The organism is Bacillus sp. FSL M8-0077, from assembly GCF_038050255.1.
GTDB classification, from domain to species: Bacteria; Bacillota; Bacilli; order Bacillales; family Bacillaceae; genus Bacillus; species Bacillus altitudinis.
In genome coordinates this window covers 1-12500 of sequence record NZ_JBBPAF010000001.1, presented here as the reverse complement: position 1 = coordinate 12500, position 12500 = coordinate 1, and the positions used below count along the sequence as shown (strand labels likewise).

At 43.2% G+C, this 12500-nt stretch carries 7 protein-coding genes, 2 tRNA genes and 2 rRNA genes (1 of these 11 running past the window's edge); all 11 read right to left on the bottom strand.

Annotated features, from left to right (window positions below; translation table 11 throughout):
- Positions 1–1058: ribosomal RNA gene (locus NST57_RS00055) — 23S ribosomal RNA — on the bottom strand (it extends 1873 nt beyond the left edge of the window).
- A gap of 98 nt (positions 1059–1156) precedes the next feature.
- Positions 1157–1232: transfer RNA gene (locus NST57_RS00050), tRNA-Ala, on the bottom strand.
- 14 nt (positions 1233–1246) lie between these two features.
- Positions 1247–1323, bottom strand: a tRNA-Ile gene (locus tag NST57_RS00045).
- Positions 1324–1419: 96 nt separating this feature from the next.
- Positions 1420–2968: ribosomal RNA gene (locus NST57_RS00040) — 16S ribosomal RNA — on the bottom strand.
- The 16S and 23S rRNA genes sit together here with 2 tRNA genes alongside, the layout of an rRNA operon.
- A gap of 387 nt (positions 2969–3355) precedes the next feature.
- A complete protein-coding gene (gene gyrA / locus NST57_RS00035; RefSeq protein ID WP_142153509.1) occupies positions 3356–5860 on the bottom strand; it encodes a DNA gyrase subunit A in 2505 nt (834 codons plus the stop codon).
- Positions 5861–6094: 234 nt separating this feature from the next.
- Positions 6095–8011, bottom strand: a complete 1917-nt coding sequence (gene gyrB / locus NST57_RS00030; protein WP_142156136.1) for a DNA topoisomerase (ATP-hydrolyzing) subunit B — start codon at positions 8009–8011, stop codon at positions 6095–6097.
- Positions 8012–8068: 57 nt separating this feature from the next.
- A complete protein-coding gene (gene remB / locus NST57_RS00025) occupies positions 8069–8314 on the bottom strand; it encodes an extracellular matrix regulator RemB (RefSeq protein WP_142153507.1) in 246 nt (81 codons plus the stop codon).
- 17 nt (positions 8315–8331) lie between these two features.
- Complete coding sequence (gene recF, locus NST57_RS00020; protein WP_142153505.1) at positions 8332–9444, bottom strand: DNA replication/repair protein RecF; 1113 nt, start codon at positions 9442–9444, stop codon at positions 8332–8334.
- A gap of 16 nt (positions 9445–9460) precedes the next feature.
- The gene (gene yaaA, locus NST57_RS00015; RefSeq protein ID WP_142153502.1) at positions 9461–9676 is read right to left on the bottom strand and encodes a S4 domain-containing protein YaaA; all 216 of its coding nucleotides are present in this window, start codon (positions 9674–9676) and stop codon (positions 9461–9463) included.
- Positions 9677–9826: 150 nt separating this feature from the next.
- On the bottom strand, positions 9827–10963 hold the full coding sequence (gene dnaN / locus NST57_RS00010; protein ID WP_142153500.1) for a DNA polymerase III subunit beta: 1137 nt from the start codon (positions 10961–10963) through the stop codon (positions 9827–9829).
- Between the two features lie 196 nt (positions 10964–11159).
- Entirely contained in the window at positions 11160–12500 is a 1341-nt protein-coding gene (gene dnaA, locus NST57_RS00005; protein WP_008347594.1) for a chromosomal replication initiator protein DnaA, read from the bottom strand.

Below are 12500 nucleotides of genomic sequence, written 5' to 3'. Positions count from 1 at the left end.
ACTTTGGGACCTTAGCTGGCGGTCTGGGCTGTTTCCCTTTCGACTACGGATCTTATCACTCGCAGTCTGACTCCCAAGGATAAGTCATCGGCATTCGGAGTTTGACTGAATTCGGTAACCCGGTAGGGGCCCCTAGTCCAATCAGTGCTCTACCTCCGAGACTCTTACCTTGAGGCTAGCCCTAAAGCTATTTCGGAGAGAACCAGCTATCTCCAGGTTCGATTGGCATTTCACCCCTACCCACACCTCATCCCCGCACTTTTCAACGTGCGTGGGTTCGGGCCTCCATTCAGTGTTACCTGAACTTCACCCTGGACATGGGTAGATCACCTGGTTTCGGGTCTACGACCACGTACTCATGCGCCCTATTCAGACTCGCTTTCGCTGCGGCTCCGCATCTTCTGCTTAACCTTGCACGGGATCGTAACTCGCCGGTTCATTCTACAAAAGGCACGCCATCACCCGTTAACGGGCTCTGACTACTTGTAGGCACACGGTTTCAGGATCTATTTCACTCCCCTTCCGGGGTGCTTTTCACCTTTCCCTCACGGTACTGGTTCACTATCGGTCACTAGGGAGTATTTAGCCTTGGGAGATGGTCCTCCCGGATTCCGACGGAATTTCACGTGTTCCGCCGTACTCAGGATCCACTCTGGAGAGAACAACATTTCAGTTACAGGGCTGTTACCTTCTTTGGCGGGCCTTTCCAGACCTCTTCGCTTATATCGTTCCTTTGTAACTCCGTATAGAGTGTCCTACAACCCCAAGAGGCAAGCCTCTTGGTTTGGGCTGTTCCCGTTTCGCTCGCCGCTACTCAGGGAATCGCATTTGCTTTCTCTTCCTCCGGGTACTTAGATGTTTCAGTTCCCCGGGTATGCCTTCTCATACTCTATGTATTCAAGTATGGATACTACTCCATTACGAGCAGTGGGTTTCCCCATTCGGAAATCTCCGGATCAAAGCTTGCTTACAGCTCCCCGAAGCATATCGGTGTTCGTCCCGTCCTTCATCGGCTCCTAGTGCCAAGGCATCCACCGTGCGCCCTTTCTAACTTAACCATTTCTTACTTTAGAAAGAATCACTATGTGTGATGAACTTTGCATTGCATTCAATGTGAATGTATTACTTATTGTTATCTAGTTTTCAAAGAACACGTTGGTGGAGCCTAGCGGGATCGAACCGCTGACCTCCTGCGTGCAAGGCAGGCGCTCTCCCAGCTGAGCTAAGGCCCCGATTTAATAGAAGATGGTGGGCCTGAGTGGACTCGAACCACCGACCTCACGCTTATCAGGCGTGCGCTCTAACCAGCTGAGCTACAGGCCCATCTTTCATATCGAAGATATGATGTTGTAGGATCTTTTGCAAGTTCCTTCAAAACTAAACAAGACGAAAAACGTACGCTGCTCCATATATCCTTAGAAAGGAGGTGATCCAGCCGCACCTTCCGATACGGCTACCTTGTTACGACTTCACCCCAATCATCTGTCCCACCTTCGGCGGCTGGCTCCATAAAGGTTACCTCACCGACTTCGGGTGTTACAAACTCTCGTGGTGTGACGGGCGGTGTGTACAAGGCCCGGGAACGTATTCACCGCGGCATGCTGATCCGCGATTACTAGCGATTCCAGCTTCACGCAGTCGAGTTGCAGACTGCGATCCGAACTGAGAACAGATTTGTGGGATTGGCTAAACCTTGCGGTCTCGCAGCCCTTTGTTCTGTCCATTGTAGCACGTGTGTAGCCCAGGTCATAAGGGGCATGATGATTTGACGTCATCCCCACCTTCCTCCGGTTTGTCACCGGCAGTCACCTTAGAGTGCCCAACTAAATGCTGGCAACTAAGATCAAGGGTTGCGCTCGTTGCGGGACTTAACCCAACATCTCACGACACGAGCTGACGACAACCATGCACCACCTGTCACTCTGTCCCCGAAGGGAAAGCCCTATCTCTAGGGTTGTCAGAGGATGTCAAGACCTGGTAAGGTTCTTCGCGTTGCTTCGAATTAAACCACATGCTCCACCGCTTGTGCGGGCCCCCGTCAATTCCTTTGAGTTTCAGTCTTGCGACCGTACTCCCCAGGCGGAGTGCTTAATGCGTTAGCTGCAGCACTAAGGGGCGGAAACCCCCTAACACTTAGCACTCATCGTTTACGGCGTGGACTACCAGGGTATCTAATCCTGTTCGCTCCCCACGCTTTCGCTCCTCAGCGTCAGTTACAGACCAGAGAGTCGCCTTCGCCACTGGTGTTCCTCCACATCTCTACGCATTTCACCGCTACACGTGGAATTCCACTCTCCTCTTCTGCACTCAAGTTTCCCAGTTTCCAATGACCCTCCCCGGTTGAGCCGGGGGCTTTCACATCAGACTTAAGAAACCGCCTGCGAGCCCTTTACGCCCAATAATTCCGGACAACGCTTGCCACCTACGTATTACCGCGGCTGCTGGCACGTAGTTAGCCGTGGCTTTCTGGTTAGGTACCGTCAAGGTGCAAGCAGTTACTCTTGCACTTGTTCTTCCCTAACAACAGAGCTTTACGATCCGAAAACCTTCATCACTCACGCGGCGTTGCTCCGTCAGACTTTCGTCCATTGCGGAAGATTCCCTACTGCTGCCTCCCGTAGGAGTCTGGGCCGTGTCTCAGTCCCAGTGTGGCCGATCACCCTCTCAGGTCGGCTACGCATCGTCGCCTTGGTGAGCCGTTACCTCACCAACTAGCTAATGCGCCGCGGGTCCATCTGTAAGTGACAGCCGAAACCGTCTTTCATCCTTGAACCATGCGGTTCAAGGAACTATCCGGTATTAGCTCCGGTTTCCCGGAGTTATCCCAGTCTTACAGGCAGGTTACCCACGTGTTACTCACCCGTCCGCCGCTAACATCCGGGAGCAAGCTCCCTTCTGTCCGCTCGACTTGCATGTATTAGGCACGCCGCCAGCGTTCGTCCTGAGCCAGGATCAAACTCTCCGAGGTATGCAGGATGCATATCACACATGCGTTGCTACACGATGTAGCGAACTTAGCATGTGATCATTTCCTGCCTCGCCAGTTTGACTGACTACCTATGATGTATCATAGGATTTTTTTATAAAAACTCGAATTAACAGGTACGTTTTGTCTTGTTTAGTTTTCAAAGAACTTGTTTGCCACTCTCTCAAAGCGACCACTTAAATATATCATATATCTCTATCAATAGTCAAGGTTTTTCTTGAAAAACATTTTATTTTTTTAAGAAGTTTTGTTGTAAAAGAGATAAAAAATAGAGCCTCTTTTTGCTCCTTTGAAAGGATAACACATATCTATGAAAAAAGCATTATAAATTTCAAAAAAAATAAAGCCGGTGAAAAACCGGCTTTATTTTTACTCTGATTGCTCTTGATCTGACTCTACATTTTCTACGTTTTCTTCACTATTCTCTTCATCGTCTTCTGGTGATTGTTCTACTAACGCCACTGTAGCGACATGTTCATCATCACCTAGACGGATCAGGCGGACACCTTGAGTGACTCGGCCTGTTGTGGAGATATCTGAAACGGCCATACGGATGATGACACCACTGCCTGTAATAATCATCAAGTCTTCTTCAGCTTCAGCGTTAGTCGCCTTCACTGCAACAAGCGGACCATTGTTGTCAGTGATTTTGCACGTTTTCAGACCTTTACCACCACGGCTTTGGACACGATATTCTTTTTCAGGCGTTAATTTACCATAACCTTTTTCAGTTACGATCAATACGTTTGCATCTGGCTCAAGGATTTCCATTCCAACGACGATGTCATCCTCAGAAAGTGTAATCCCTTTAACTCCAGCTGCTGTACGTCCCATTTCACGAACATCTGTCTCGTCGAAACGAATGAGCATTCCTTTTTTCGTTCCGATGATGATTTGTTTTTCACCATTGGTTAAACGAACTGCCATCAGTTCATCTTCATCACGCAGGCTGAGTGCAATCAAACCGTTGTTACGGATGTTTGCAAAGTGAGACAATGACGTTCGTTTTGATACACCGTGTCTTGTTGTAAAGAAGAGATACGAATCTTCATCAAATTCGCTGACTGGAATAATGGCGTTAATCCACTCTCCTTTTTCTACTTCAAGAAGGTTAATAATCGGAATCCCTTTCGCTGTTCGTCCGAATTCAGGGATCTCATAGCCCTTCGCTCGATACACCTTCCCTTTATTAGAGAAGAAGAGAATCGTATCGTGCGTAGATGTTGAGATCAGCTGTTCAACGAAATCATCTTCGTTGGTTCCCATTCCTTGTACACCTTTACCGCCTCTTTTTTGACTGCGGTATGTTGATGCAGGCAGGCGCTTAATATAACCATTATGAGTCAGTGTGATCACAATATTTTCAACAGGAATCAAATCTTCGTCTTCGATTGTTTCTATACCCGCTGTCACAATTTCTGTGCGGCGCGTATCATTGAAGCGTTCTTTGATTTCTGTTAATTCTTCTCTAATGATTTCTAGAACTTTCTCATTGTCTGCTAGAATGGCTTTCAATTCAGCAATCAATTCAACAAGCCCTTTGTATTCATCTTCTATTTTCTCTCTTTCTAAACCAGTCAAACGCTGGAGTCGCATATCGAGAATGGCCTGTGCTTGTTTTTCAGACAAGCTATAGTTTTCCATCAAACCATTTCTTGCAATTTCAGCAGTTTGAGAGCCTCTAATTAAAGCAATGACCTCATCTAAGTGATCAAGCGCAATTCTTAAGCCTTCTAAAATATGAGCTCTTGCTTCCGCTTTACGCAATTCATACGCCGTTCTTCGACGAATGATCACTTTCTGATGCTCAAGGTAATATTCAAGACATTGTTTGAGAGACAACACTTTCGGCTGTCCATCCACAAGTGCAAGCAAGTTAATACCGAAGGACGTTTGAAGTGTCGTTTGTTTATAAAGATTGTTTAATAGAACATGGACGTTTGCGTCTCTTCGCAGTTCAATGACAATTCTCATTCCATTACGGTCAGATTCATCACGAAGATCTGTAATGCCATCAATTTTTTTATCACGGACAAGATCAGCGATTTTTTCGATCAAACGAGCTTTGTTAACCTGGTAAGGAATCTCGTTGATGACAATGCGCTGCTTACCACTAGATGTTTCTTCGATGTTTGACTTTGCGCGTAATGTAATAGAGCCGCGTCCTGTTTCATACGCTTTACGAATACCGCTTCGGCCAATGATTTGTCCCGCAGTTGGGAAGTCTGGACCTGGAATGATGTCCATTAGTTCCTGTGTCGTCATTTCAGGATTTTGACTAATTGCCAATACCCCATCAATTACTTCACCTAGTTGGTGAGGCGGGATATTCGTTGCCATCCCTACAGCGATTCCTGTTGCCCCGTTCACTAATAAGTTCGGGAACCTAGCAGGCATAACGACTGGCTCTCTTTCACTGCCATCGTAGTTATCTTGATAATCAATGGTGTCCTTTGTGATATCACGCAGGATCTCCATCGAAATTTTAGAAAGACGTGCCTCGGTATAACGCATCGCTGCTGCGCCGTCTCCATCGACAGAACCAAAGTTCCCATGCCCTTCAACCAGCATATTACGATAGTTGAAATCTTGCGCCATCCGAACCATCGCTTCATATACAGCGCTATCACCGTGAGGGTGGTACTTACCGATAACTTCCCCAACGATACGTGCAGATTTCTTAAATGGTTTATCACTTGTCATACCTAGGTCATTCATCGCATACAAAATTCTTCGATGCACGGGCTTCAATCCGTCTCGCACATCTGGTAATGCACGCGAAACAATAACACTCATTGCATAATCTAAAAAGGACGTACGCATTTCATGGCTAATATTCACTTCGCGTACATTTGGTGTATGTTGTTCACTCACTATAAGAACCTCCCTTTACGTATCACATGAAATAAATTATGTGGGAGTAAAATATGTATTTATCTTCACAAGACTATTCTCCATTATATCAATAATCTTGCCTTTATACACATTTATTTACTAGAAAATCAACGAAACGCAGAAAACCAGGACATTCGTTTCACGCCCCTGTTTCTTGAAAAACAACCTTATTCCAAACAAGAAATAAGGTTGCTCTCAAGGGGGGTTACCTATCTAAATATCAAGATTTTTTACGTATTGTGCATTTTCTTCGATAAAGTTACGTCTCGGCTCCACTTTATCTCCCATTAACATTTCAAAAGTCTCATCAGCATCGATCGCATCCTCAAGTGTCACTTGAAGAAGTGTTCTCGAATCAGGGTCCATTGTTGTTTCCCAAAGCTGAGTAGCATTCATCTCTCCAAGACCTTTATAACGCTGAAGTCCAGGTTTCGGTGTTTGAGGCAGTGTTTTTAACAGTTCATCAAGCTGCTTATCGTTATACACGTATTCAACACGCTTTCCTTGCTGCACTTTATATAAAGGCGGCTGTGCAATATACACATAACCGTTTTCAATGATTTCACGCATGTAGCGATAGAAGAATGTTAGGAGCAGTGTCCGAATATGCGCTCCATCAACATCAGCATCAGTCATGATCACAATTTTGTGATAACGTGCTTTCTCTAAAGTGAAGTCTTCTCCAATTCCAGTCCCTAACGCTGTAATCATTGAACGAACCTCGTTGTTAGATAAAATTTTATCTAGTCGTGCTTTTTCAACGTTTAGGATCTTACCTCTTAACGGTAAAATCGCTTGGAAATGTCGATCACGACCTTGCTTAGCAGATCCGCCCGCAGAATCTCCCTCTACGATATAAAGCTCAGAGATGGAAGGATCTTTGGAAGAACAGTCTGCCAGTTTCCCAGGCAAGCTGGAGACTTCCAGTGCACTTTTACGTCTTGTCAGCTCACGCGCTTTTTTGGCTGCCATTCTTGCACGAGCTGCCATCACGCCTTTCTCCACAATTTTCTTTGCAGCATCAGGGTTCTCTAAGAGGAATTTCTCAAGTGCTTCAGAGAAAAGGGAGTCGGTAATGGTTCTTGCTTCTGAGTTACCGAGCTTTGTCTTCGTTTGTCCTTCAAATTGAGGATCTGGATGTTTGATAGAGATAATGGCTGTTAAGCCTTCTCGTACATCTTCACCGCTCAAATTCGAGTCTCCATCTTTGAATACGCCATTTTTACGAGCATAATCATTGATCACACGCGTCAGACCTGTTTTAAAGCCTGCTTCGTGTGTTCCGCCTTCATACGTGTTGATATTGTTGGCGAAGGAATAGATGTTGCTTGTATAGGAATCGTTATATTGTAATGCCACTTCAACCGTGATTCCGTCTTTTTCACCTTCGATGTAAACAGGTTCTTCATGGACGACTTCTTTTGAGCGATTTAAATGTTCTACATAGCTCTTAATACCGCCTTCGTAGCAGTATTCATTTCGTCGTTCTTTACCTTCGCGCAAGTCTTCAATAATGATGTTTACACCTTTTGTTAAGAAAGCTAACTCACGTACACGGTTAGCGAGTGTGTCGTAATCGAATTCAATGGTTTCAGTAAAGATTTCTGAATCTGGCACAAAATGAGTGGTTGTCCCTGTAACATCTGTTTCACCAATGATCTCTAAATCTCCAACTGGAACACCGCGTTTGAATTGTTGATAATGAATTTTCCCATCACGATATACAGTCACGTCTAAGGTCGTAGATAACGCATTAACAACAGATGCCCCTACGCCATGCAAACCGCCAGATACTTTATAACCGCTGCCGTCAAATTTACCGCCAGCGTGAAGCACAGTCATAATAACCTCTACAGCAGGACGTCCCATTTTTTCATGAATCCCAACAGGAATTCCGCGACCATTATCTTTCACTGTAATGCTATTATCCTTTTCAATTTGCACTGTAATATCTGTGCAATATCCAGCTAAAGCCTCATCAATACTGTTGTCGACAATTTCCCATACAAGATGGTGAAGTCCTTTTGCACTGGTTGACCCAATGTACATTCCTGGACGTTTTCTAACAGCTTCTAGTCCTTCAAGCACCTGTATCTGATTTTCATCATAACTATTATGTTGCTGTTCCATTGCCACGTACATTCACCTACACTTTTCTTAAACGATATATTTATATGAATTGAGCTTTTAGACTTCAATTTCAATCACAAATGAAGCACGTTTTTTGAGCGTGCTTGAGGAAAGAGGAGAGTAATAAACAGATTTAGTTGTGACGACGATGGATTTGGGTGTCCCTTGTGATAACGAAATGATTTGTTTCTCTTGTTTTTGAAGAAACTCTTCTACAACAGTAGACGACCTCATTTTGTAATCAACAATTGCGACAATCTCTCGTGTAGAAACAACACAATCATCACCTAAATGAATATACAAGACCCACACCTCATTTATCAGTCAATTACTTTTCCACTGGCTACTCTGAAAATTTCCGCTTCTTTCAAGGTGGCGTGATCGATGCCTTCAACACTTGTTGTGGTGACGAAGGTCTGTACACGTCCCTGAATGGTATGGAGCAAATGAGACTGTCTGTAATCATCAAGTTCAGATAAAACATCATCAAGCAGAAGAATGGGATATTCTCCGATTTCTTCATGTATCAGATCAATTTCTGCCAGCTTTAGTGAAAGAGCTGTTGTTCTTTGTTGCCCTTGAGAGCCATATGTCTGAACATCCCGACCATTCACAAAGAAAAGCAAGTCATCTCTGTGAGGCCCCCACAGTGTCACTCCTCGGTCTATTTCTCTGTCTCTTAGTTTCTGAAACGATTCTTCATAGCTATTCTTTATTTTCGACAAGTCTGACGCTTCTGATACCTCTATTGCCGTCTGGTATTGGAGCGTGAGCGTTTCCAGCTCTCTAGAAATCCCAAAATGCAGCGGCTGCGCCCATTTCTCAAGCTGTTTCGTAAAAGTCAGTCGTCTTTTGACAACTTTTGCTGCCGCATCAATCAACTGCTCTGTTAAAACTTCCAGCATCGCTTGATCTGTTTGCTTTCTTGTCTGCAATTGTTTCAAGTAATGATTTCGCTGGGAGAGGATTTTTTGATAGAGCAATAAATCATGCAAGTAGACAGCAGAAACCTGTCCAATCTCCATATCGAGGAATCTCCTGCGGATTTGCGGGCTACCCTTCACAAGGCTTAAGTCCTCTGGCGCAAACATGATGGTGTTTAACGCACCAACATAATGACTAAGTTTCTGTTGTTCAATATGATTGACCTTGCCCTTTTTTCCTTTTTTTGAGATCACGAGCTGCATTGGGAGTGGACCATTTTTTTTTATGACTCTACCTTCTATTTTAGCATAGTCTTCGTCCCATCGGATAAGTTCTTTATCATTTGACGTACGATGTGACTTTGCCATCGACAATACATAGATCGCTTCCATCAAATTCGTTTTACCTTGGGCATTCTCACCGATCATGACATTCACCTTATTGTCGAATTGAAGCTCGGTGTGTTCATAGTTTCGGTATGAAGTTAACGCCAGACTTTGAATGTACATGTATTGTCACCCGTTTCTAATTCACAACTTTAAATGTGCCGTAACCTTCTATCTCGACAACATCTCCTGGGTATAGTTTGCGTCCCCGTCTATTATCTGGCTCTTGATTAATGAACACCTCATGTTCACTTAAAAACCACTTCGCCATTCCACCAGATTGAATGACTTCAGCTAATTTCAAAAACTGCCCTAATGTAATCATTTCTGTTTCAATCGTTATCAGATTAGGCATTGTATCGACCTCTTTCAATATCACTAATATCTAATTGTACTAAAAAACAAGACAAGAAGGAAAGGGGGAAAGCGAACTGGGATGAAAGAAAGCAGAGGAATCGAGGAAAAAAGCTGCTGTGCACTCACACAGCAGCCATTTTAAACCAAATTAATACGTTCTCACTGGAAGAATCAATTGCAAAATAGAATCATCATTTGGCGTGCGCAATAGGAATGGTCTCATTGCGCCAGTGAAGCTGACATGAATCTCTGTTCCCTCTAATACTTTTAAAGCATCGAGCATATATTTCGGACTGAAAGAGATTTTGAGATCCTCTCCTTTAATGTCATCTGCTTGCACCGTTTCAACTACTTTACCGATTTCAGGCGAATTAGAAGAGATTTCAAGGCTTTGCGCAGGATCAGCAGAAAGTTTAACAACGTTGTTACGCCCTTCCCTTGCTAAAAGTGACGCACGATCAATCGCTTGAAGGAATTCTTTCGTATTCACCACTACATCCGTTTTACTTTCTTGCGGAATGAGGCGAGCAGTATCTGGGTAATTACCATCCAGCAATCTTGAGAAGAACAGCACGTTCTGTGCTTTAAAGAGAACCTGTGTCTCCGTAATGACGATGCTCACAAGATCTTGTCCATCATCAAGAATTTTACTTAGCTCTGTTAAACTCTTTCCAGGAATGACCACATTGTACGAGCTTTCCTCGTTAATATCCAACTTCGCTTTTCTTAAAGCAAGGCGATGGCTATCCGTTGCTGTGCATATTAATTCACCTTTTTCAACCTTCCAGTTTACACCTGTCAAGATAGGACGTGTTTCTGAGGTGGACACTGCGAAAACCGTTTGACGGATAAGGTTTTTAAGCAAATCTGTTGGAATTTGAAAAGCATGATGTTCTTCAATTTGTGGCAGATGCGGATATTCTTCAGCATCTAAGCCATTTAAATTAAATTCTGCTGAACCAGAGCGGATGATGGTCAGATGATTTTGTTCTACCTCAATTTCGACAGTAGACATAGGCAGTTTCTTAACGATTTCGCTAAAGAAACGGGCTTGCAGCACAATACTTCCTGGTCGATCAATTGTAATGACTTCTAAATCTCCATCTCTTTGAGGAATAAAAGATTCGATTGAAATATCAGAATCACTTCCTGTGAAAGAAACCCCATCATCAGAAGCAACAATTTTAATCCCTGTCAAAATAGGAATCGTTGTTCTAGAGGATACGGCCTTTAATACATCTTGGACACTTTCAACAAGACGATCTTTTTGAATCGTGAATTTCATAGTGGTCCTCCTAATTTTTCTTAATGACATGTATATATATTTATTTAATAAAAATCGTAGAAGTACTAGTAGGGCTTGTGAATATGTGGATAAGTCAGTAGAAAGAAAGGAAAGACAGCCTATCCACATGTGGACAGACTGTGTATGACTATGCTCTAGTTATTCACATTTTCCCGTACTTATCTTATCAGCTTGATTATTTTAGTTGTTCTTTGATCTCTTTGACATGCTGCTGAAGCTGTTCATCTTCAACGATTAATTTTGAAATTTTCTCATGAGCATGAATGACAGTCGTATGATCTCGTCCACCGAATTCTTCTCCGATTTTAGGTAGAGAGGAATCGGTCATTTCTCTAGAGAGATACATCGCAATTTGTCTTGGATAAGCAACTGATTTTGTACGTTTCTTCGCTTTGAAATCTTCTAATCGAATATTAAATTGCTGCCCTACAATTCTTTGAATATCTTTAATTGTAATCACCTTAGGTTTTGATGAAGGAATGATGTCTTTAAGGGCTTCAGCTGCTAGATCAGCATTGATGTCTTTATTAATTAAAGAAGAGTAAGCAACAACACGAATCAAAGCACCTTCCAGTTCCCGAATGTTGCTGTCGATTTGATTGGCAATATAAAGCATGACTTCATTCGGAATGTCTAAACCTTCTGCTTTTGCTTTTTTACGTAAGATCGCAATACGCGTTTCTAGATCTGGCGGGGTAATGTCTGTAATTAAGCCCCATTCGAATCGAGAGCGTAATCTGTCTTCAAGTGTCGGAATTTCTTTTGGCGGCCGGTCACTAGAAATGACGATTTGCTTACTTTCTTCGTGAAGTGTGTTGAATGTATGGAAAAACTCTTCTTGTGTTTGTTCTTTTCCTGCTAAAAATTGAATATCATCTATCAAAAGCACATCTACATTCCGATAGCGATTACGGAAATCGACTGCTTTGTTGTCCCGGATTGAGTTGATAAATTCATTTGTAAATTTTTCAGATGATAGATAGACTACTTTGGCTGATGGATTATGGTCGATGACGTAATGACCGATCGCATGCATTAAGTGAGTCTTTCCTAAACCAACGCCTCCATAAATAAAAAGCGGGTTATATGCTTTTGCTGGTGCTTCTGCGACTGCAAGTGAAGCGGCATGAGCAAAACGGTTGCCTGAACCAATAACAAAAGTATCAAATGTATATTTTGGATTCAGCATATTTTGTGGAATTTCAACGGGTTCTTCTTTCGACATTTTTTTGATTGGAGATTTTGGCATGGCTTCCTCTTCGTCCTGATTTTGAGGAATGATGAATTTGATGCTGAGCTCTTCGCCTGTCAGTTCATAGATGGTATCTGCAATTAAGTGAAGATATCTTGACTCGAGCCAGTCCCTCGCAAATTCATTAGGTGCAGTAATAGTCAGCGTATCTCCTTGAAGAGAATGAGCTTTAGTGGACTTCATCCATGTTTCAAAACTAGGTTTGCTCAATTTTGTCTCTATTTTTTGAAGTGCTTTATTCCACAGATCCAAAATATTTTCCAT

What these genes read in the sequence shown, in the direction of transcription:
- dnaA (WP_008347594.1), bottom strand. Translation starts at nt 12,500, where the DNA reads ATGGAAAATATTTTGGATCTGTGGAATAAAGCACTTCAAAAAATAGAG.
- gyrB (WP_142156136.1), bottom strand. Translation starts at nt 8,011, where the DNA reads ATGGAACAGCAACATAATAGTTATGATGAAAATCAGATACAGGTGCTT.
- yaaA (WP_142153502.1), bottom strand. Translation starts at nt 9,676, where the DNA reads ATGCCTAATCTGATAACGATTGAAACAGAAATGATTACATTAGGGCAG.
- recF (WP_142153505.1), bottom strand. Translation starts at nt 9,444, where the DNA reads ATGTACATTCAAAGTCTGGCGTTAACTTCATACCGAAACTATGAACAC.
- dnaN (WP_142153500.1), bottom strand. Translation starts at nt 10,963, where the DNA reads ATGAAATTCACGATTCAAAAAGATCGTCTTGTTGAAAGTGTCCAAGAT.